Origin of the sequence: Micromonospora cathayae (assembly GCF_028993575.1) — a bacterium.
GTDB lineage: Bacteria > Actinomycetota > Actinomycetes > Mycobacteriales > Micromonosporaceae > Micromonospora > Micromonospora cathayae.
The window spans coordinates 107,057-126,790 of record NZ_CP118615.1; the positions used below are offsets into that span (position 1 = coordinate 107,057).

A 19,734-nucleotide genomic window follows, 5' to 3' on the forward strand; every position below is an offset into this window, starting at 1 on the left:
GTACGGGCGGGCGGCCGTCACCAGCTCGACGGCTCGGCCAGGTCCGGCGCGAGCCGCACCCCGGCCAGGACGGTCGCCGCGTCGTCCTCGGTGAACCCCTGGTACCCCGCGCCAAACCGGGCCGTCAGGTGTCCCCCGGGGACGTCCAGCAGCCTCAGCTCGCCGCCCCCGGCCAGGGCGGGACGCCCGTCGACGGTCCGGTTCCCCCGGCTCCGGTGCCCCGGGAAGTCCCGGAGGTGTTCGAGACGGATCTCCAGCCTGCCCCCGCCGGGACGGGTGACCACGACGGACGTGTCCAGCGCGTCCGGGAACCCGATCGCGTTGACCAGGCAGCCGGCCACGGTGGCACCGGCCGGCAGCGCGGTCAGCCGCAGCGGTGTCGCGCACCGGACCACCGCGTCGAGGCGTACCGCGTCGACGGTCTGCCGCAGCGCGCGGTCGTCGGGCCCGACGGTCAGCACCCGGGCGTACAGGCCGGGCACCGGCTGCCAGCGCCGCACCCAGCCGGGGTCACCGCCCGGCCCGGCCGGCGGCAGCCGCACCACCTCGCCGTCGAAGTCCGCCCCGGTCACCGGGGCGGCGTCGTAGATCATCCCGTCGTGGAACGACTCCTCCACGTCGGCGGGGGTACGGCCCAGGTCGAAGACGGCCTGCCGCCCGCCGTCGAGGGTCAGCCGGGCGCTCTCCACCCCGAGGCCGGACCGCCAGCCGAGGTAGCGGGCCCGGCTGGAGTCGACGCCGAAGTGCAGCACCGTCGGGTCGGTACCGACCAGATCGGGCCGGGCGCTCGCGCCGGACGACCCCACCACCGGGGGCGGGGCGACCGTGGGGGCGGCCGGGCCGGCACCCGGCCACCGCAACGCCGGCAACCCGGCGGGGAGTACGCCGGGGCCGAGCAGCGCCACCAGGGCCAGGGCGGCGACCCCCACGGCGGTAAGCCGCCGACGGCGCTGCCGGCCCCGGGCCACTGCCCCGCTGGTGAGGCGGGCGACGTCGACCGGGGTGTCGGCGTGCTCCCGCAGTACCCGGGTGATCCGTTCGTCGAGATCGGTCATGGCCGGCTCCCGTTGGTGGAGGGGACGCCGTAACGCGCCCGCAGGTGGGTGAGCGCCCGCATGGCGTGGGTGCGGACGGTGACCGGGGAGCAGTCCAGGATCTGCGCGATGGTCGCGTCGTCGAGGTCCTCGTAGTAGCGCAGCACCAGCACCGCGCGTTGGCGGTCGGGCAGGGCCTGGACCAGCCGCCACATCTCGTCCCGTTCGGCCGTCTCGGTCCCGAGGTCACCGGGGTACGGCCGGTCGGCGAAGCCGGCCACCGCCAGTTCCCGGCTGGACCGTCGACGCCACCAGGACGTGTTGGCGTTGACCAGCATCCGCCGGACGTAGACGTCGGGCCGGTCGGTCCGGGCGATCCGCCGCCAGCGCAGGTACGCCCGGGACAGCACGTCCTGGGTGAGGTCCTCGGCCCGGTGCTCGTCCCCGGTCAGCAGCCGGGCCAGCCGGACCAGTGCCGGCCCGCGGCTGCTGACGTACTCCTCGAAGGTCACGTCCTCCAGACGAGGTCGGGGGCGGCGGCTGTTGACGACCTCAGCGGGTGGTGTGGTCGCGGAAGCCCCGGCCGGTACGGCGGCCGAGGTGGCCGGCGGTGACCAGTTGCTCCAGCAGCGGCGCGGGCGCCAGGCCCGGTTCCCGCGACTCGCGGTACAGCTGGCGCTGGATGGTCGACGCGACGTCCAGCCCGACCGTGTCGAGCAGCTCGAACGGGCCGGTCGGGTAGGCACAGCCCAGCTTCATCGCGTGGTCGATGCCGTCCACGGTCGAGTAGCTCGCCTCCAGCATCTTCACCGCGTCGTTGAGGTACGGGAAGATCAGCGCGTCAACCAGGAGCCCGGCGCGGTCACCGCAGACCACGCCGGTGTGGCCGAGCCGGGCGACGACCGCGCGGGCGGTGGCGACGGCCTCCGGCGCGGTGCGGACGGTCCGGACGATCTCCACCAGCGGCACCGCCGGGGCCGGGTGGAAGAAGTGCAGCCCGACCACGTCGGCCGGGCGCTGGGTGGCCATCGCCAGCTCGATCACCGGCAGGGACGAGCTGGTGGTCGCGAGCAGCACGCCGGGCTTGCAGATCCCGTCCAGGTCGGCGAGGAGCGCCTGCTTGACGGTCAGGTCCCCGGCCACCGCCTCGACCACCAGATCCACGTCGGCGAGCTGGTCGAGCGCGGTCGCCCAGGTGATCCGGCCGAGCGCGGCGTCCCGGTCCGTCCCGGTGAGCGGGCCGGCCGCCACAGCCGCGTCGAGCGAGGCGGCCAGCGCCTCCGGCCCCCCGGTGGACGGTTCCGCGCCGGGCGTGACGGCGACGACCTGGTAGCCGGCCCGGGCGAAGACCTCGACGATGCCGGTGGCCAGCGGGCCGGAGCCGACCACACCGACCGTGGCGACGGCCAGTCCGCCGTCGGTGTCCACCGGGCCGGTCGCCACCGGCGTCCGGTCGTCCGGGACGACCTTGCCCGAGCCGGGCCGTTCGTAGGTGTAGAAGCCCCGGCCGGACTTGCGGCCGAGCAGCCCGGCGGTGACCATCTGCCGGATCAGCGGCACCGGCGCGTGCCGGCGGTTCCGGCCGCCCCGGCGGTACATCGTGTCGAGGATCTCGTACGCGGTGTCCATGCCGATCAGGTCCAGCAGCGTCAGCGGACCCATCGGCAGGCCACCGCCGAGCTTCATCGCCGTGTCGATGTCCTCCCGGCTGGCGTAGCCCGACTCCAGCATCTCGACGGCCTGGTTGAGGTAGCCGAAGAGCAGCGCGTTGGCGATGAAGCCGGCCCGGTCACCGATGGTCACGGCGACCTTGCCGAGCCGGGCGCACAGGGCCTCCACGTCGGCCACCACCTCGGGCGCGGTGACCACCGTCCGGATCACCTCGACCAGCTTCATGACCGGGGCCGGGTTGAAGAAGTGGATGCCGACCACCTGGCCGGGCCGCCGGGTGGCGACCGAGATCTCGGTCACGCTGAGCGACGAGGTGTTGGTGGCGAGGATGGCGTCGGGCCGGCAGATCCGGTCCAGGTCGGCGAAGAGCCGCCGCTTGAGGTCGAGACGCTCGGGCACCGCCTCGATCACCAGGTCGACCGTGTGCAGGGCGTCCAGCCCGACGGCGAAGTGCACCCGTTCCAGCAGCGCGTCCCGGTCGGCGGGGGCGAGCTTGCCCCGCGCCACCGCCCGGTCCGTCGAGCCGGTCAGGGTCCGGCGACCGCGTTCGAGGGCGTCAGCGGTGATCTCGACCGCGACGACGTCGACGCCGTTACGGGCGAAGACCTCCACGATGCCGGCACCCATGGTGCCCAACCCCACGACGCCCACGCTGGTGAACTCACGCGCCACGACCGGCCTCCCCATCGCTCGCGGACCGCACCTGAACGGCCGCTAAGGTTCTACGCGCGAGTCTGCCACGTGCCGCCGGACGGCCGAGGGCCGGACGACCACCTCCGCCGGGACGCGGTCCGCCGGGGGTGACGCGACCGGCAGCGGCAGGGTGGGCCGCTGGTGCCGGCGGATCACCCCGAAGGTGAGCCCGACCGGGTCGGTCCGGGCCACGCCGGGGTCGAAGAACCGCAACTCGGTACGGCCGATCCGGATGACGTCGCCGTCGGTGAGCGGCTCGAGGTCACTGATCCGGCGGTCGTTCAGCCAGGTGCCGTTGGTGGAACCCAGGTCGTTCAGGGTCACCACGTCGCCGGCCAGTCGGACCACCGCGTGCCGGCGGCTCAGATGCGGGTCGTCGAGGACGATGTCCGCGGTCGGCGCACGGCCGACGACCAGCGCCCCGGCCCGTAGCCGGAAGCGGGCCCCGCGCATCGCTCCACCTGCCACCGTCAGCACTGGCAGCAGTTCCGGGTGTTCCTCCATGGACAGTCCGCCCCTCCACCCCACCGGTCCCCGCCGCGTCAGCCTGCCACCGATCGGCCATCGCTCCCACCACCGGCCGGTCAACTCGTCGTCAACGGCCGGTTAACTCACGTTCACCGATTCGGCGGACCTCGGCCGAGGCACACACCGATCGGGGCCGGCACCATGCCGGGCCGGCCGGGAACCCCCGTTCCCGGTACACCCGGGAACGACCATCGACGGAGGCGAACACGCTGCGCTGTAGCAGCACTCGCAGAACGTGACCCTACCGGCCGGTAAACCCCAGGTCTAGACTTCCCGCCATGACGGTAGCGAACGCCCCGGGCACCCCGGTCGTCGACGGCGGCCACCTGGTCTCGACCAGCCCGGCGACCGGCGACGAGGTGGGTCGCCTGCCGGTGGCCGCCACCGCCGACGTACGCGCCGCGGTGCAGCGGGCCCGGACGGCCGGTGACTGGTGGGCGGGGCTCGGCTTCGACGGTCGCCGGGCCCGGCTGCTGCGCTGGCGGGCGCTGCTCGCCCAGCGCGTCGAGCAGCTCGCCGAGCTGATCCACGCCGAGGGCGGCAAGCCGGTCGCCGACGCGGTCGTCGAGGTGGTCACCGCGATCGAGCACATCGACTGGGCGGCCCGTAACGCCGCGCGGGTGCTCGGGCCGCGCCGGGTCCGGTCCCGGCTGATCCTCGCCGAGTTCTCCGGCCACCTGGAGTACCAGCCGTACGGTGTGGTCGGGGTGATCGGCCCGTGGAACTATCCCGTCTTCACCCCGGTCGGTTCGGCCGCGTACGCGCTGGCCGCCGGGAACGCGGTGGTGTTCAAGCCGAGCGAGTACACCCCGGTGGCCGGACAGTGGCTGGTGGACAGTTTCGCCGAGGTGGTCGACGAGCAGCCGGTGTTCACCGCCGTGCACGGGCTCGGCGACGTGGGCGCGGCGCTGTGCCGGTCCGGGGTGGACAAGCTGGCGTTCACCGGCTCGACCGCCACCGCGAAGAAGGTGATGGCCGCCTGCGCCGAGTCGCTCACCCCGGTGCTGCTGGAGGCGGGCGGCAAGGACGCCATGATCGTCGACAGTGACGCCGACCTGGACGCGGCGGCCGAGGCGGCGGTCTGGGGCGGGCTGACCAACGCCGGGCAGACCTGCATCGGCATCGAGCGGGTCTACGCGGTCGAGCCGGTCTTCGACGCGTTCGTGGCGAAGGTGGTGGAGCGGGCCGGCCGGCTGACCGTCGGGGCCGACGGGGCGGACATCGGCCCGATCACCATGCCGTCGCAGGTCGACGTGATCCGCCGGCACATCGACGACGCGGTGGCCCGGGGCGGCCGGGCGGTGCTCGGTGGCCCGGACGCCGTCGCGCCGCCGTACGTGCACCCGACCGTGCTGGTGGACGTGCCGGAGGAGTCGGCCGCCGTCCGGGAGGAGACCTTCGGTCCGACGCTGACGATCAACCGGGTGCGCGACGCCGACGAGGCGGTGGCCCGCGCCAACGCCGTCCCGTACGGGCTGGGTGGTGCGGTCTTCGGGCGGCGTCGGGCGGCGTCGGTCGCGCGGCGGCTGCGCTCCGGGATGGCCTCGATCAACTCCACGCTCACCTTCGCCGGCATGTCGACGCTGCCGTTCGGTGGGGTCGGCGAGTCGGGCTTCGGCCGGATCCACGGCGAGGACGGCCTGCGCGAGTTCGGCCGACCCAAGGCGGTCACCCGGCGGCGCGGCCCGTCCCTGCTGCCCTCGATGACCTTCGAGCGGACGCCGAAGGACGTCGCCCGGCTGGTCAAGGCGATCAAGGTGCTGTACGGCCGCTGACGTTCCCGGCCCGACCCGCCGGCTGGCCCGGGACAGGGCCCGCCGCGCCGGCCGGCTCAGAACAGGGCTCGGGGCGCCGCGCCGGCTCAGAACAGGGTGAGTTCGTTGCGCTCGATGCCGCGCAGCCGGTCGTAGTCGACCACCACGCAGCGGATACCCCGGTCGGTGGCGAGCACCCGGGCCTGCGGCTTGATCTCCTGGGCGGCGAACACCCCGGCCACCGGGGCCAGCAGCGGATCCCGGTTGAGCAGTTCGAGGTACCGGGTGAGCTGCTCGACCCCGTCGATCTCGCCGCGTCGCTTCACCTCGACCGCGACGGTGCCCTGGGTGGCGTCCCGGCAGAGCAGGTCCACCGGCCCGATCGCGGTCATGTACTCCCGGCGGATCAGGGTGTACCCGTCGCCGAGGGTCTCCGGGTTGGCGGCGAGCAGCTCCTGCAGGTGTGCCTCGACCCCGTCCTTGCGCAGGCCCGGGTCGACACCCAGCTCGTACGAGGTGTCCTGGAAGACCTCCTCCAGGGTGATCCGCAGCTCCTCGCCGGCCTTGTTGACCACCCGCCACACCCCGGGCGCCTCCTCCAGCCGGCAGGGCGGGCTCATCCAGTTCAACGGCTTGTACGCCCGGTCGTCGGCGTGGATCGACACCGACCCGTCCGCCTTCACCATCAACAGCCGGGTGGCCGGCGGCAGGTGAGCCGAGAGCCGTCCGACATAGTCCACCGAGCACTTCGCAATCACCAGACGCACCCGACGAGGGTAGCGGAGCCGGCGGCGGTCGCCACCGAGCACCGCTGGCGCGCCGGTGCGATCCTGAACGGGTGTTCGAAGTCCTCACCGGTACCGGTCTGGCCGCCTCGGCCGGCCTGAACGCCTACATCCCGTTGCTGACCGTGGGTCTGCTCGCGCGCTACACCGACGTGATCAGCCTGCCGGCCGGGTGGCAGTGGCTCGGTGACGGGTGGGTCGTCGCGATCCTGGCCGTACTGCTCGCGGTGGAGGTGGTCGCGGACAAGGTGCCGGTGGTCGACCACGTCAACGACATGGTGCAGACGGTGGTCCGGCCGACGGCCGGCGGGCTGGCCTTCGGGGCCGGGGCCAGCTCGGAGACCGTCACGGTCGACGACCCGGGGCAGTTCTTCTCGTCCAGCGACTGGGTGCCGGTCGTGGTGGGCGTGGTGATCGCGCTGGGGGTGCACCTGTTGAAGTCGGCCGCCCGACCGGTCATCAACGCCACCACGGCGGGTGTCGGCGCGCCCGTCGCCAGCACCGCCGAGGACGCCACCAGCGTGGCGATGTCGGTGGTGGCGATCCTGCTTCCGGTGCTGGTGCTGGTCTTCCTGCTGGGGCTGGTGCTGTTCGTCTTCTGGTTCCTGCGCCGCCGCGCCGACCGCCGCCGCGCCCGCCGCCCGGTCCATCACTGACGGGCCCCATCGCTGACGGACCCGGTGGGCAGCCGAACGGGCCGGTACCCGTTGCGGGTACCGGCCCGTTGGTGACTCAGCTGTTCCAGTGTGCGGCGACCAGGTCAGCGGCCTGCTTCTCCCACTGCGCGTAGTGGTCCGGGTAGGCGGACACCTGGACCTTCTGCGCGGCCTGGGTCAGCGGCATGTCCTGCCAGCCGTCGACCTGCTTCAGGCCCTTCAGGAACGCGGTCGTGGAGTACTCGGGGTCGGTGATCTGCTCGACCGTGCCCCAACCACTGGACGGACGCTGCTGGAACAGGCCCTGCGAGTCGTGGTCGTTGCGGTCACCGAGGTGACCCAGGTTCTCCAGCTTCGACTCCTGCAGGCTGGTCGCGATGGCGACCACGGCGGCCCGCTCGTCCATGCCGGCCTTCTTGGTGGCCTTGACGATGGCCTTGGCGTTGGCGGTCTGCTCGGCGTTCAGCGGGATGCTCGACTGGCCGCCCGGCGTGCCGTGGGGCAGCAGCTTGCCGGTGTCCGGCTTGTCCGCCTGCACCGCCACCGGCGCGGCATGAGCCGGAGCCGCGTCCACCGCACCGGCGACCGGACCGGCCACCACACCACCGGCGAACGCCAGACCGGCGACACCCAGAACCGTCTTCCGCAGCAGCGTCGTGCTCATGATCGTGTTCATGGGGGAACTCCAATCCACACGGGGGAACGCACGCACACACCTGCGGGGGCAGGGCACGCACGCCGAAACAAAGATCAGGGGGTCGGCCGGGAGCCTGGCTCACCGCGCCGAACCATGTACAACCACCGGGCGGCCACCGGCATTCCACCGACCCGACCCGCATCCCGGATCCAGGCCCGGCCCACCAGGGCTCCTCCTCGGCCGTCCGGGAGATGTAACCACCCACCCCCGGCCCACATTCCACCCCGGCCGAACCCCGGAAACCGGACACCTGCCCTCCAACCGGACACCGTCGGGCAGCCGTCCCGGCCCTGGCCGCCGCCGACGCCAACTTCACCGGCGGCGTCGGGCGAATCGGTGCGAATTCAGCCGTTCGGTGGGATCCGGCCCACGGCGGTCACTGGGATCATCTCCCGGTGTCCGCGAAGAAGATCCGCGTTCTCCTGCTCGGTTTCGCCCTGGCCGCCGCCACCGGGCTCGTCGTCGTCAGTTGGACCGACCCCCCGGGGTCGACCGAGGCGGGTGCCTGGGTCACCCGGGCGCCCACCGGGCCGGCCCCCCGGACGCCGGGAGCGGACGTGTCCACCGCACCGGACGCCCCGCCCGGAACGGATGACGCAGCCGGGCGGATACCGGGCGCGACCCGGCCGGGCAGCGTACCGCCGGTGGTCGACCACGGCCCCCGGACCGGCAACAAGGTGGCGCTCACCTTCGACGCGGACATGACCGACGGGATGCTCTACCAGTTGCGTACCGGGCAGGTGCGGTCGTACGCGAACCTGCGGATCATCGACCTGCTGGAACGGGAGCAGTTGGCGGCCACCTTCTTCCTCACCGGCAAGTGGGTCGAGCGGTACCCCGACCTCACCCGGCGGCTCGCCGGCAACCCCCGGTTCGAACTGGCCAACCACACCTACGGCCATCTGGCGTTCACCGCGGACTGCTACGGCCTGCCCCGGATCGCCCGGAACGAGATGACCCGGGACGTCGAGCGGACGTTCGAGCTGGTGGAGGCGTACGGGGGGCGGCAGACCCGGTACTTCCGCTTCCCGGGGCTCTGTCACGACGGCCCGGCGCTGGCGGCGCTGGCGCCGCTCGGCGCGACGGTGGTCGACGGGGACGTGGTCAGCGGGGACCCGTTCGCCGAGGCGTGGCGGCCGATCGTCGACGCGGTGCTCAGCAAGGTGAAGCCGGGTTCGGTGATCGTCATGCACGTGACCGAGGCGAACGCCCCGATGACCGACGAGGCGCTGCCGCACATCCTCGCCGGGTTGGCCGAGCGGGGTCTGGTGCCGGCCACGCTGTCCGAGGTCCTCCGGGACGGGGACGATCAGGCGGAATCGGAGTCCACGCAGTAACAAAAGCCTAATATCTGGTCATAACGATCAGAGGAGGCCGGCATGACCAGCGCGATCGAAATGCCCCGGGTCGAGGAGTGCACCGTCACCCGGTGCTCGTACAACAAGAACGGGTGCCACGCGTTCGCCATCACCGTGGGCAGCAGCGACCACGCCCGCTGCCACACCTTCGTCGAGATGCCGGTCCGGGGCGGGATGGAGATGATGGTCGCGCAGGTGGGCGCGTGCCAGCGGCACGACTGCCGGCACAACTCCGAGCTGGAGTGCCACGCCCCGGGTATCCGGGTCGGCGAGCAGTCCGCCGACTGCCTGACCTACGCGCCGGCCTGAGCCGACCCACCCACGGCCGTCCGGCACGACCCGGCCCGGCCGCTCACCGCCCGCCTGCCTGGCACGGCCGGCCCGGCCACCCGCCCCGACCTGGGCCGGCCGCTCACCGCCCGCCCGGCACCCGCCGGAGGCGGCCGGGTACGGCTGCCTCGCCCCGCCGGGCGACGGCTCCCGACCAGGCCGCACACTTGACGGTATGGATGACGAGCTGGCGATCTCCGTCCGGGGGCTGCGCAAGGCGTACGGCGACAACGTCGCGGTGGCCGGCGTGGACCTGGCCGTCCGGCGCGGCGAGGTGTTCGCGCTGCTCGGCCCGAACGGCGCGGGCAAGACCACCACGGTGGAGATCCTGGAGGGGTACCGGCAGCGCGACGCCGGCGAGGTACGGGTCCTCGGCACCGACCCGGCCCACCCGACCCCGAACTGGCGGGCCCGGGTCGGCATCGTGCTCCAGGGCACCGGCGAGTTCGACGAGCTGACCGTCAGCGAGGTGGTCGGGCACTTCTCCGCCTTCTACCCGGACGCCGACGACCCGGTCAAGGTGATCGAGCGGGTCGGGCTCGGCGGCAAGGCGAAGGCCCGTACGCACACCCTCTCCGGCGGGCAGAAGCGTCGCCTGGACGTGGCGCTCGGCATCATCGGCCGTCCCGAGCTGCTCTTCCTGGACGAGCCGACCACCGGCTTCGACCCGGAGGCCCGCCGCGAGTTCTGGGAGCTGATCCGGGACCTCAGCGCCGCCGGCACCACCATCCTGCTCACCACGCACTACCTGGACGAGGCGGAGGCGCTCGCCGACCGGGTCGGGGTGATCGCCGCCGGCCGGCTGGTCGAGGTGGCTCCCCCGGCCGAGCTGGGTAACCGGCAGGAGGCGGTGGCGACGGTCTCCTGGCGTACCCCGGACGGGCGGGTGGAGAGCGCGGCGAGCGCGACGCCGACGGCGCTGGTGGCCGAGCTGGCCGCGCGCTTCGGCGGCGAGGTGCCCGGCCTGACCGTGACCCGGCCCACCCTGGAAGACATCTACCTGCGGATGATCGGACAAGCATGACCACCACCGCCAAGCCGGCGGCGTCCCCCGCCGCCCCGACCCGGACCCGCCGGAGGGGCCCGGTCGCCCTCGGGCTGCGCCAGGGTCGGCTGGAGCTGACCCAGTTCCTGCGCAGCCGGGAGTCCGTGGTCTTCACCATGGGCTTCCCGATCATCATGATCCTGATCTTCGCCGCGATCTTCAGCGACGAGATCGCCCCCGGGGTCAGCTACACGCAGTACTTCATCACCGGCATGATCGCCGCCGGGCTGATGACGGTGAGCTTCCAGAACCTGGGCATCTGGATCCCGATCGAGCGGGACCGGGGCGTGCTCAAGCGCTACCGGGGCACCCCGATGCCGAAGTGGGTGTGGTTCGCCGGAAAAGTGATCATGGTGGTGGTGATCGGCATCGCCGAGACCGCGCTGCTGCTCGCCGTCTCGGTCGCCCTGTTCGACCTGGAACTGCCGGGCAGCGCCGGCAAGTGGCTCACCTTCGCCTGGGTGTCCGTCCTCGGCGTCACCGCCTGCACGCTCTGCGGCATCGCGATCTCGTCGCTGGCCCGTACCGCCCGCAGCGGCTCGGCGGTGGTCACCCCGGTCGCCCTGGTGCTCCAGTTCATCTCCGGCGTCTTCTTCGTCTTCACCAACCTGCCGAGCTGGATGCAGCAGGTCGCCGCCCTGTTCCCGCTCAAGTGGATGTGCCAGGGGCTGCGCTCGGTGTTCCTGCCGGAGAGCTTCGGCACCCGCGAGCCCGGCGGCTCCTTCGAACTCGACCGGGTCGCCCTGGTCCTCGCCGCCTGGTGTGTGATCGGCCTGGTGCTCTGCCTGACCACCTTCCGCTGGACCACCCGCCGCGACGGCTGAGGCGTGCGGGCGGGCCCTCCGGCGTCGGAGGGCCCGCCGTCCCTCAGTACGTGTAGAAGCCCTTGCCGGTCTTGCGTCCCAGGTCACCGGCGGCGGCCATGCGCTGGAGCAGCTCCGGCGGGAAGAACTTCTCGTCGGCGGTGTCGGTGTAGATGTTCTTCGAGGCGTGCAGCAGCACGTCCACGCCGGTCAGGTCGGTGGTGGCCAGCGGGCCCATGGCGTGCCCGAAGCCGAGCCGGCAGGCGGTGTCCAGGTCCTCGGCCGAGACCACCCCCGCCTCGACCAGCTTGACCGCCTCGACCACCAGCGCGGAGATCAGCCGGGTGGTGACGAAGCCGGCGATGTCCCGGTTGACCACCACCACCGTCTTGCCGATCTCCTCGGCGAACGCCCGCACGGTCGCCAGCGTCGCGTCGCTGGTCTTGTAGCCACGGACCAGCTCGCAGAGCTTCATCATCGGCACCGGCGAGAAGAAGTGGGTACCGACGACCGACTCGGGCCGGCCGGTCACCGCGGCGATCTGGGTGACCGGGATGGCCGAGGTGTTGGTGGCGAGCACCGCGTCGGCCCTGCAGATCTTGTCCAGCGCGCGGAACACCTCGTGCTTGACCTCCAGCCGCTCGAAGACGGCCTCGACCACGATGTCCGCGTCGGCGGCGGCCTCCAGGTCGGTGGTCGGGGTGATCCGGCCCAGCGTCGCCTCGACCTCGGACGCCTCGATCCGGCCCTTCTCGGCGAACTTCTCCAACGACTTCCGGATGCCGGCGACGCCCCGCCCGGTGGCCGCGTCGTCCAGGTCCCGCAGGGTCACCTGCCAGCCGGCCTGAGCTGCCACCTGGGCGATACCCGATCCCATCAGCCCGGCCCCGACGACCGCGAGTCGACCCGCCATCTGCTTTCTCCCTCGCCTGGTGTTGACTGCTCTCCCCCGCACCCTAGTGGGGAGTCCTTAGCGAAGGTTAAGGCCGGGCGGGGCCACCGTCCGCCCGGCGGCCGGGCGGGCGAGGTGAGCCGGGCCGGCTGCCAGGGCAAGGCCGGGGCCAGGCGAGGGCGGGCCGGGCCGGGGCGGGGCGGGGCGGGGCAGGGCGTCAGATGGTGAGCTGGGGCTCCTCCGGGGCCCGGCCGCGTTCCACCCCGACCCCGAGGGCACGCAGGTCGGCCACGAAGTCGGGGTAGCCCCGGTCCACGTGGTGCACGTGCGAGACCTCGGTCGCCCCGTCGGCACAGAGCCCGGCGATGATCAGCCCGGCGCCGGCCCGGATGTCGGTGGCGCGTACCGGCGCACCGGAGAGCCGGTCCCGGCCGCGTACCACCGCGTGGTGGCCGTCGGTCTTGATGTCCGCGCCGAGCCGCATCATCTCGTTGGCGAACATGAACCGACCGTCGAAGATGTTCTCGGTGATCAGCGAGGCCCCGTCACTGACGGCGGCGAGGCCGATCGCCATCGGCAGCAGGTCGGTGGCGAAGCCCGGGTACGGCAGGGTGACCACGTCCACCGCCCGTGGCCGGTCGTCGACGCGTACCCGGAAGGTGTCGCCGCTGGTCTCGACCAGCGCGCCGGCCGAGACCAGCTTGTCCAGCGCGACCTCCAGGAACGCCGGGCTGGCCCCGGTGACCGTGACGTCCCCCCTGGTCATCGCCGCGCCGAAGGCCCAGGTACCGGCGACGATCCGGTCCCCCACGGTGGCGTGCCGCACCGGCCGGAGTTCGGGCACGCCCTCGATCACGATGGTCGAGGTGCCCTCCCCGGAGATCCGCGCGCCCATCCGGATCAGCATCGAGCAGATGTCGACGATCTCCGGCTCGCGGGCGGCGTTCTCGATCCGGGTGACGCCCCGGGCCAGCACCGCCGCCATCACCAGGTTCTCGGTCGCGCCGACGCTGGGGAACTCCAGCACGATCTCGGCCCCGTGCAGCCCGTGCGGGGCGGCGGCGACGACGAAGCCGTGCTCGCCGGAGATCTCCGCCCCCATCCGGGTGAGCCCGGCGATGTGCATGTCCAGCCCCCGGGAGCCGATCGCGTCCCCACCGGGGTGCGCGACCCGCACGTACCCCCGGCGGGCCAGCAGCGGGCCGAGTACGCAGATCGACGCGCGCAGCCGGCGGACCAGGTCGTAGTCGGCCTCGGCACCGGGCCGGTCGGGGACGTCGATGGTGACCGACCGGGAGCGGGCCGTCCCGCCCCGGGCGGCCATCGGGTCGACCGGCTGGTCGGCGTCGAACCGTACCTGGCAGCCCAACCGGCGCAGCACCTCGCCCATGATGGCGATGTCGGTGATCCGGGGCACGTTGGTGATCACGCTCCGGCCGGGGGCGAGCAGCGCGGCGGCCATCAGCTTGAGCGCCGAGTTCTTCGCCCCCACCACGTGCACCGTGCCGGCCAACCGGGCCGCGCCCCGGACCCGGATGACGTCGATCTCGTTGACCGCCAGGTCCCCGGCGTCCCCGGGCCCCACCCCGACCGGGTGGGTGGCCGTCGACCGGGCCGCCCCGCCCGGTCGATCTGGCAGGTCCAGGTCAGGTATCCGTAGGCTGTGCGTCATGGCCGTCCACCTCACGCGCATCTACACCAGGGCCGGCGACGCCGGCACGACCAGGCTGAGCAACAACGAGCAGGTGCCGAAGACCGATCCCCGGATCGCCGCGTACGCCGACGTCGACGAGTGCAACGCCGCGATCGGGGTGGCGCTGGCACTGGGCCAGCTCGACGAGGAGCTGCGGGCGGTACTGGCCGCGATCCAGAACGACCTGTTCGACGTGGGCGCCGACCTGTCCACGCCGGTGGAACCGGAGCCGGAGTACCCCCCGCTGCGGGTGACCGAGGGGTACGTGGAGCGGCTCGAGGGCTGGTGCGACCAGTTCAACGCGCGCCTGGGCAAGCTGGACTCCTTCATCCTTCCCGGCGGCACCGCCGGCGCGGCGTTGCTGCACGTGGCCCGGACCATCGCCCGACGCGCCGAGCGGACGGCGTGGGCCCTGGTCGGCCACGATCCGGAACGCACCAGCGTCCTTCCGGCCAAGTATCTCAACCGGCTCTCCGATCTGCTCTTTATCCTCTCAAGAACGGCCAATCCGGACGGGGATGTGCTATGGGTTCCGGGCGGTAACCGCTGAGCGACCACCTGACGCGCCCGGTGTCCGGGAGCCTGCACCACGTCGAGGTGTGGGTACCCGATCTGGCCGCCGCCATCCGTGGTTGGGGCTGGCTCCTCGGGGAACTGGGCTGGACGCCGTTCCAGGACTGGCCGGCCGGCCGGTCCTGGCGGCTCGGCGGCACCTACCTGGTGCTGGAGCAGTCACCGGCGCTGCGGGGCGGGCGGCACGACCGGCTCGCGCCCGGCCTGAACCATCTCGCCTTCCACGCCGGCCCGCCGGCCGCCGTGGACCGGCTGGTCGCGGACGCGCCGGCACACGGTTGGTCACTGCTCTTCGCCGACCGGCATCCGTACGCCGGAGGCCCCGGCAGCTACGCCGGCTACCTGGCCGACGGCCAGGGGTACGAGGTCGAGCTGGTCGCCGACAGCCGCTGAGCGGACCGCCGGGGCCGGCCGGAGTGCCGGGCCCGGGGCGCGAGAAGCGCCGGACGCCAGGCGCGCCGGGCCTGGGGTAGGTCGCAGTGCCGGACGCCAGGCGCGCCGGGCGGGTGTGCGCCGGGGACACCGGGTCGGGCCGCCGGGACAGGCCGAGCCGCCGGGACGTCAGGCGGCGGGCCAGTCCTGGGGGGCCAGACGCGGCGAGACCGCCCCGGGTGGGGCGGCCTCGAGCCAGGAGAGGAATCCGGTGACCGTGGATTTCGCCATGGCGATCTCGATCGGGGTCTGCTGGCTGGTACAGCTCAGGATCACCCAGTCGGCCGGCATGGAGAAGCGTTCCTGCCCCTCGGGAAGCCGCCGCCGCCGGACCAGCAGAGTCTCCCGGGAGAGCACCCGTTTGGGACGGATGGCGAAGCTGAACATGCGGTACCAGCGCAGCTCGTCACCGGAGAACCGGCCGAAGCCGGGTGACCAGCCCCGGCCGTCGAGCAGGGTGGTGACCCGGACGTTGAGCCGGATGCCACCGGTGCGGGTGACCAGCGCCCGCCGGAGGAAGAGGACGAAGACCGCCGCGATCAGGACGGCGATGCCGATTCCGATCCCTTCCACGATCTCCATCGGCGGGTCGGCTCAGTGGCCCTGAGCGGTGACCGGGGTGGCGTTCTCGGCGAGTACGGTGACGCCCCCGGCGCTCACCGAGAGGAAGCCGCCGGCGACCTCGTACGAGACCTGCTCGCCACCGGGCAGCTTGATCCGGACCTGGCCGGGCTCGGCGAGCTGGCCGAGCAGCGGCGCGTGCCCCGGCAGCACACCCAGCTCGCCCTCGGTCGTCCGGGCGACGACCATCTCGGCCTCACCGGACCAGACCTTCTCCTCGACGGCTACGAGCTCGACGTGAAGCTGCTGTGCCACGCTGTCTCCTTGCTGCGGCGGCTGGTTGCCGAAAGTCTAGTCGCGCGCCTCATGACTCCCTAACGCGGGTGTCGAGAGCTACGACACGCCCTACTTGGTCTTGTTCTGGAAGTCGGGGTGTTCGAGCATGAACGCGTCGACCGTCCCGTTGTGCAGCGAGGCGAAGAAGTCGTCCGCCTCGGGCAGGAACCGCTCCCCCCGGTACGCCGATCCGGTGCCGATCCCCTCGGCCGGCAGCTTGACCAGTTGGATGCCGTCCGGTCGGAGGTCCTTCAGGGCGAAGGCGAAGTCGGCGATGCTGTTGCCGCGCCCGCTGAAGACCAGCGACTCCCCGGCGGCCCGCAGCACCCGGTCCAGCTTGATCGGGTTGGTCACCACGTCGGCGCTGAACGCCTGGCTCACCATCGCCTTGACGAACTGCTGCTGGTGGCGCTGCCGGCCGTAGTCGCCGTCCGGGACACCGTTCTTCGGGTACCGCTGCCGGACGTAGTCCAGCGCCTGCCAGCCCTCCAGCTTCTGGGTGCCCTTCGGGTAGACCGCCTGGGGTCCGAGGTAGCCACCGCCGCCGGGACGGAGTTCGCGGTGGGTGCCGTCCGGCTCGCGGTGCTCGGAGCGCACCTCCCGCTCGATGTACATCTCGACGCCGCCCATCGCGTCGACGATCTTCTTGAAGCCGCTGAAGTTGATGATCGCCCCGGCGTCGAAGCGCTTGATGCCGGTCTCCTGCTGGATGGTCTTGGCGAGCAGCTCGAAGCCGGTGTTCGCGTCCGGGTTGCGCCCCGGCACCCGGCTGCCGTACGACATCGCGGCGTTGAGCTTGTCGGTGCCGCCGTCGTACCCGCTCTTGGTGAACGCCGGGATCTCGACCCGCAGGTCCCGGGGCATCGAGAACAGGTAGGCCCGGTCCAGTTCCGCCGGCACGTGCATGATCATGATCGAGTCGGCGAGCGGGGCGTCGGTCGGTTTGCGCGGGTCCACACCGACCAGCAGGATGTTCAACGGGCCCTTGATGTCGCTGCGCCGCTCCTGCGCACCGGCCGCGTTGTCGCCGAACAGGTCGCCCTTGCCGACCGAGCCCTCGTACCGGGACAGCAGCGCCTCGTAACCCACCAGCACCGCGCCACTGAGCAGCAGCAGCACCGTGCCGAACACCGTGCAGACCCGTGCCCACCGGGGCACGCCGGCCCACACGGACCGTTTGGCCTCCCGCTTACCGCTCCGAGCCACGAGCATCTCCATTCAGCACGCCCACGAAGAGGAGACGGGCGCACGCCACCGGATCACTGCAGTAGGTCAACGCTCAACGTGTGAATGTTGCGGATCGACGGTACCTCGCCGCGACGGCCACTGTCGCATCGACCAACGTGGGGTTGTCAAGCCGACACGCTGGGCGACGACACCGCCGCGTGCTGTCTTCCGTACCCAACGGACCCTTCCGCCACACACGACCGAGGCCGCCCCGGCAGGAACCGGGACGGCCTCGGACAAAGCTGACCGAAAGGTCAGTACTGACCGGTGGGTCAGTCCTCCTTCATCAGCTCCGCAGCCTTACGCTCCAGGTCGTCCAGGCCGCCGCACATGAAGAACGCCTGCTCGGGGAAGTGATCGTACTCACCCTCGGCGATCTTCTTGAACGCCTCGATGGTCTCCTTGATCGGGACCGTCGAGCCCGGCACGCCGGTGAACTGCTCGGCGGCGTAGGTGTTCTGCGACAGGAACCGCTCGATCCGCCGGGCCCGGCCGACGGTGAGCTTGTCCTCCTCGGAGAGCTCCTCGATACCGAGGATGGCGATGATGTCCTGGAGGTCCTTGTACTTCTGGAGGATCCGCTTGACCTCGGTCGCCACCGCGAAGTGCTCGGCGCCGACGAACTCCGGGGCGAGGATCCGGGACGAGGACGCCAGCGGGTCCACCGCCGGGTAGATGCCCTTGTCGGAGATCGACCGCTCCAGGTTGGTGGTCGCGTCGAGGTGGGCGAACGTGGTGGCCGGAGCGGGGTCGGTGTAGTCGTCCGCCGGCACGTAGATCGCCTGGAGCGAGGTGATGGCCTGGCCCCGGACCGAGGTGATCCGCTCCTGGAGCTCGCCCATCTCGTCGGCCAGGGTCGGCTGGTAACCCACCGCGCTCGGCATCCGGCCCAGCAGGGTGGACACCTCGGAACCGGCCTGGGTGAAGCGGAAGATGTTGTCGATGAAGAGCAGCACCTCCTGCTTCTTCACGTCGCGGAAGTACTCCGCCATGGTCAGCGCGGAGAGGGCGACCCGCAGCCGGGTGCCCGGCGGCTCGTCCATCTGGCCGTAGACCAGCGCGGTCTTGTCGATGACGCCGGACTCGGTCATCTCGGCGATCAGGTCGTTGCCCTCACGGGTGCGCTCACCCACGCCGGCGAAGACCGAGGTACCACCGAAGTTCCGGGCCACCCGGGTGATCATCTCCTGGATGAGCACCGTCTTGCCCACGCCCGCGCCGCCGAACAGGCCGATCTTGCCACCCTTGACGTACGGGGCGAGCAGGTCGATGACCTTGATGCCGGTCTCCAGCATCTCGGTCTTCGGCTCCAGGTCCGCGAAGGCCGGGGCCTTGCGGTGGATACCCCAGTGGTCGTCCGGGGTGAGCGTCTCGCCCTCGGCGAGGTTGAGGCACTCGCCGATGGCGTTGAACACCCGGCCCTTGACCGTGTCGCCCACCGGCACCCGGATCGGCGAGCCGGTGTCGCGCACCCCGGCGCCACGGACCAGACCGTCGGTCGGCTGCATCGAGATGGCGCGGACCATGTTGTCACCCAGGTGCTGGGCGACCTCCAGGGTCAGCGTCTTCTCGCCGCCGGAGAGCGTCACGTCGACGTGCAGGGCGTTGAACAGGGCCGGCATGGCGTCGCGCGGGAACTCGGCGTCGACGACCGGGCCGATGACCCGGACCACGCGACCCGTGGCCGTCTTGGTCTCAGCTGGTCCACCAGCAACTGCGGATACAGTCATCACACTTCACTTCCCGACGCGGCCAGCGCGTTCGCGCCGCCGACGATCTCGCTGATCTCCTGGGTGATCCCGGCCTGACGGGCCGAGTTCATCTCACGCGTGTACTTCTCGATCATCTCTTCGGCGTTGTCCGTGGCGCTCTTCATCGCCCGCCGCCGGGCCGCCGACTCACTCGCCGCCGACTCCAGCAACGCCGCGTAGATCCGCGTGTTGATGTACCGCGGCAGCAACGCGTCGAGCAGCGTCTCTGCCTCCGGCTCGAACTCGTAGGCCGGCAGCAGACCCTCGGACCGCGGACGGTCCTCGATCTGCATCGGGCCGATGATCTTTGCCACCGGGATCTGGGTCATCAGGGACTTGAACTCGGTGAAGACGATGTGCAGCTCGTCGATGCCGAGGACGCCGTCCGGGCCGGACCCACCGTCGGTGTCGTCCGCGCCGGCCGAGAACGCCTTGATCAGCGTCTCGCCCACCTCGCGGGCGGAGGCGAAGTCCGGCTGCTCCGAGAAGCCCGTCCAGCTCGCCTCGATCGGCCGGTTACGGAACTTGTAGAAGCTGACGCCCTTGCGGCCGATGACGTAGAGCACGGGCTCCTTGCCCTCGGCCTTCAGCCGGGCGATCAGCGACTCCGCCGTCTTGATCGCGTTGGAGCTGTAACCACCGGCCAGCCCCCGGTCTGCGGTGACCAGCAGCACACCGGCCCGCCGCACCTGCGGGCGCGCGGTGAGCAGCGGGTGGTCGATCCGCGCGTTGGACGCCAGCGCGGTGAGCACGCCGGTGATGGCCTGGGCGTACGGCAGGGACGCCTCCACCCGGGCCTGGGCCTTGGCGATGCGGCTCGTCGCCACGAGCTCCATCGCCTTGGTGATCTTCTTCATCCCCTTCGCCGAGCGAATGCGTTGACGAAGAACGCGTACCTGGGCCGCCATGAGTCAG

21 protein-coding genes are annotated in these 19,734 nt (G+C 71.9%); 8 read left to right on the plus strand and 13 right to left on the minus strand.

The annotated features are described in order from the left end of the window. Nucleotides 1-17 precede the first annotated feature (17 nt). From PVK37_RS00495 to PVK37_RS00510, 4 genes are read right to left on the minus strand one after another with little or no spacing between them, the layout of a single operon-like run. A complete protein-coding gene (locus PVK37_RS00495) occupies nt 18-1,055 on the minus strand; it encodes a hypothetical protein (protein ID WP_275031686.1) in 1,038 nt (345 codons plus the stop codon). Then, on the minus strand, nt 1,052-1,546 hold the full coding sequence (locus PVK37_RS00500) for a SigE family RNA polymerase sigma factor (RefSeq protein ID WP_275031687.1): 495 nt from the start codon (nt 1,544-1,546) through the stop codon (nt 1,052-1,054). The genes PVK37_RS00495 and PVK37_RS00500 overlap by 4 nt, the downstream gene beginning before the upstream one ends. Before the next feature lie 40 nt (nt 1,547-1,586). After that, nucleotides 1,587-3,377 carry a 3-hydroxyacyl-CoA dehydrogenase family protein gene (locus PVK37_RS00505; protein ID WP_275031688.1) on the minus strand — a complete coding sequence of 597 codons (1,791 nt, stop codon included), beginning with the start codon at nt 3,375-3,377 and terminating at the stop codon, nt 1,587-1,589. Nucleotides 3,378-3,419: 42 nt separating this feature from the next. Continuing rightward, nucleotides 3,420-3,851, minus strand: coding sequence for an FHA domain-containing protein (locus tag PVK37_RS00510; RefSeq protein ID WP_275031689.1), 432 nt, complete (start codon nt 3,849-3,851; stop codon nt 3,420-3,422). Nucleotides 3,852-4,204: 353 nt separating this feature from the next. Here PVK37_RS00510 and PVK37_RS00515 point away from each other — a divergent pair, with 353 nt between their 5' ends. Continuing rightward, nucleotides 4,205-5,701, plus strand: a complete 1,497-nt coding sequence (locus tag PVK37_RS00515) for an aldehyde dehydrogenase family protein (protein WP_275031690.1) — start codon at nt 4,205-4,207, stop codon at nt 5,699-5,701. Between the two features lie 86 nt (nt 5,702-5,787). On the opposite strand, the gene nucS is transcribed toward PVK37_RS00515, so the two are convergent. Continuing rightward, complete coding sequence (gene nucS, locus PVK37_RS00520; protein WP_275031691.1) at nt 5,788-6,447, minus strand: endonuclease NucS; 660 nt, start codon at nt 6,445-6,447, stop codon at nt 5,788-5,790. 71 nt (nt 6,448-6,518) lie between these two features. Here nucS and PVK37_RS00525 point away from each other — a divergent pair, with 71 nt between their 5' ends. Continuing rightward, on the plus strand, nt 6,519-7,121 hold the full coding sequence (locus tag PVK37_RS00525; RefSeq protein ID WP_275031692.1) for a DUF4126 domain-containing protein: 603 nt from the start codon (nt 6,519-6,521) through the stop codon (nt 7,119-7,121). Between the two features lie 76 nt (nt 7,122-7,197). Here PVK37_RS00525 and PVK37_RS00530 read toward each other — a convergent pair whose 3' ends face one another. Continuing rightward, a complete protein-coding gene (locus PVK37_RS00530; protein ID WP_275035166.1) occupies nt 7,198-7,785 on the minus strand; it encodes a hypothetical protein in 588 nt (195 codons plus the stop codon). A 428-nt stretch (nt 7,786-8,213) separates the two neighbouring features. On the opposite strand from PVK37_RS00530, the gene PVK37_RS00535 reads away from it, so the two are divergent. From PVK37_RS00535 to PVK37_RS00550, 4 genes are all read left to right on the plus strand, one after another. Further along, the gene (locus PVK37_RS00535) at nt 8,214-9,155 is read left to right on the plus strand and encodes a polysaccharide deacetylase family protein (RefSeq protein ID WP_275031693.1); all 942 of its coding nucleotides are present in this window, start codon (nt 8,214-8,216) and stop codon (nt 9,153-9,155) included. A 42-nt stretch (nt 9,156-9,197) separates the two neighbouring features. Next, nucleotides 9,198-9,485, plus strand: a complete 288-nt coding sequence (locus PVK37_RS00540) for a DUF1540 domain-containing protein (protein WP_275031695.1) — start codon at nt 9,198-9,200, stop codon at nt 9,483-9,485. A gap of 196 nt (nt 9,486-9,681) precedes the next feature. Beyond that, nucleotides 9,682-10,530 (plus strand): ABC transporter ATP-binding protein, encoded by an 849-nt coding sequence (locus PVK37_RS00545; protein ID WP_275031697.1) that lies wholly within the window; start codon nt 9,682-9,684, stop codon nt 10,528-10,530. Next, complete coding sequence (locus tag PVK37_RS00550; RefSeq protein WP_275031698.1) at nt 10,527-11,375, plus strand: ABC transporter permease; 849 nt, start codon at nt 10,527-10,529, stop codon at nt 11,373-11,375. Before PVK37_RS00545 ends, PVK37_RS00550 begins: the two co-directional genes overlap by 4 nt. A 43-nt stretch (nt 11,376-11,418) precedes the next feature. On the opposite strand, the gene PVK37_RS00555 is transcribed toward PVK37_RS00550, so the two are convergent. Together PVK37_RS00555 and murA are read right to left on the minus strand one after the other, a co-directional pair. Beyond that, the gene (locus tag PVK37_RS00555; protein WP_275031699.1) at nt 11,419-12,267 is read right to left on the minus strand and encodes a 3-hydroxyacyl-CoA dehydrogenase family protein; all 849 of its coding nucleotides are present in this window, start codon (nt 12,265-12,267) and stop codon (nt 11,419-11,421) included. Between the two features lie 196 nt (nt 12,268-12,463). Beyond that, nucleotides 12,464-13,918, minus strand: a complete 1,455-nt coding sequence (murA, locus tag PVK37_RS00560; RefSeq protein WP_275031700.1) for a UDP-N-acetylglucosamine 1-carboxyvinyltransferase — start codon at nt 13,916-13,918, stop codon at nt 12,464-12,466. Between murA and PVK37_RS00565 the strand changes: the two genes are divergently transcribed. Both PVK37_RS00565 and PVK37_RS00570 read left to right on the plus strand, forming a co-directional pair. Further along, nucleotides 13,917-14,489 carry a cob(I)yrinic acid a,c-diamide adenosyltransferase gene (locus tag PVK37_RS00565; protein ID WP_275031701.1) on the plus strand — a complete coding sequence of 191 codons (573 nt, stop codon included), beginning with the start codon at nt 13,917-13,919 and terminating at the stop codon, nt 14,487-14,489. The genes murA and PVK37_RS00565 overlap by 2 nt on opposite strands. 47 nt (nt 14,490-14,536) lie before the next feature. Further along, nucleotides 14,537-14,905, plus strand: a complete 369-nt coding sequence (locus tag PVK37_RS00570; protein WP_275031702.1) for a VOC family protein — start codon at nt 14,537-14,539, stop codon at nt 14,903-14,905. Nucleotides 14,906-15,073: 168 nt separating this feature from the next. Here PVK37_RS00570 and PVK37_RS00575 read toward each other — a convergent pair whose 3' ends face one another. The 5 genes from PVK37_RS00575 to PVK37_RS00595 form a co-directional block, all read right to left on the minus strand. Next, nucleotides 15,074-15,526 (minus strand): DUF2550 domain-containing protein, encoded by a 453-nt coding sequence (locus PVK37_RS00575; RefSeq protein WP_275031703.1) that lies wholly within the window; start codon nt 15,524-15,526, stop codon nt 15,074-15,076. Nucleotides 15,527-15,538: 12 nt separating this feature from the next. Next, nucleotides 15,539-15,820, minus strand: a complete 282-nt coding sequence (locus PVK37_RS00580; protein ID WP_275031704.1) for a F0F1 ATP synthase subunit epsilon — start codon at nt 15,818-15,820, stop codon at nt 15,539-15,541. A gap of 90 nt (nt 15,821-15,910) precedes the next feature. Next, on the minus strand, nt 15,911-17,053 hold the full coding sequence (locus tag PVK37_RS00585; protein WP_275031705.1) for an LCP family protein: 1,143 nt from the start codon (nt 17,051-17,053) through the stop codon (nt 15,911-15,913). A 287-nt stretch (nt 17,054-17,340) separates the two neighbouring features. Then, nucleotides 17,341-18,798, minus strand: coding sequence for a F0F1 ATP synthase subunit beta (gene atpD, locus PVK37_RS00590; protein WP_275031706.1), 1,458 nt, complete (start codon nt 18,796-18,798; stop codon nt 17,341-17,343). Further along, entirely contained in the window at nt 18,798-19,727 is a 930-nt protein-coding gene (locus PVK37_RS00595; protein WP_275031707.1) for a F0F1 ATP synthase subunit gamma, read from the minus strand. The genes atpD and PVK37_RS00595 overlap by 1 nt, the downstream gene beginning before the upstream one ends. Nucleotides 19,728-19,734: the final 7 nt, after the last annotated feature.

What these genes read in the sequence shown, in the direction of transcription:
- PVK37_RS00495 (WP_275031686.1), bottom strand. Translation starts at nt 1,055, where the DNA reads ATGACCGATCTCGACGAACGGATCACCCGGGTACTGCGGGAGCACGCC.
- PVK37_RS00510 (WP_275031689.1), bottom strand. Translation starts at nt 3,851, where the DNA reads ATGCGCGGGGCCCGCTTCCGGCTACGGGCCGGGGCGCTGGTCGTCGGC.
- PVK37_RS00515 (WP_275031690.1), top strand. Translation starts at nt 4,205, where the DNA reads ATGACGGTAGCGAACGCCCCGGGCACCCCGGTCGTCGACGGCGGCCAC.
- PVK37_RS00530 (WP_275035166.1), bottom strand. Translation starts at nt 7,785, where the DNA reads ATGAGCACGACGCTGCTGCGGAAGACGGTTCTGGGTGTCGCCGGTCTG.
- PVK37_RS00540 (WP_275031695.1), top strand. Translation starts at nt 9,198, where the DNA reads ATGACCAGCGCGATCGAAATGCCCCGGGTCGAGGAGTGCACCGTCACC.
- PVK37_RS00545 (WP_275031697.1), top strand. Translation starts at nt 9,682, where the DNA reads ATGGATGACGAGCTGGCGATCTCCGTCCGGGGGCTGCGCAAGGCGTAC.
- PVK37_RS00550 (WP_275031698.1), top strand. Translation starts at nt 10,527, where the DNA reads ATGACCACCACCGCCAAGCCGGCGGCGTCCCCCGCCGCCCCGACCCGG.
- PVK37_RS00555 (WP_275031699.1), bottom strand. Translation starts at nt 12,267, where the DNA reads ATGGCGGGTCGACTCGCGGTCGTCGGGGCCGGGCTGATGGGATCGGGT.
- PVK37_RS00565 (WP_275031701.1), top strand. Translation starts at nt 13,917, where the DNA reads ATGGCCGTCCACCTCACGCGCATCTACACCAGGGCCGGCGACGCCGGC.
- murA (WP_275031700.1), bottom strand. Translation starts at nt 13,918, where the DNA reads ATGACGCACAGCCTACGGATACCTGACCTGGACCTGCCAGATCGACCG.
- PVK37_RS00575 (WP_275031703.1), bottom strand. Translation starts at nt 15,526, where the DNA reads ATGGAGATCGTGGAAGGGATCGGAATCGGCATCGCCGTCCTGATCGCG.
- PVK37_RS00585 (WP_275031705.1), bottom strand. Translation starts at nt 17,053, where the DNA reads ATGCTCGTGGCTCGGAGCGGTAAGCGGGAGGCCAAACGGTCCGTGTGG.
- atpD (WP_275031706.1), bottom strand. Translation starts at nt 18,798, where the DNA reads ATGACTGTATCCGCAGTTGCTGGTGGACCAGCTGAGACCAAGACGGCC.
- PVK37_RS00595 (WP_275031707.1), bottom strand. Translation starts at nt 19,727, where the DNA reads ATGGCGGCCCAGGTACGCGTTCTTCGTCAACGCATTCGCTCGGCGAAG.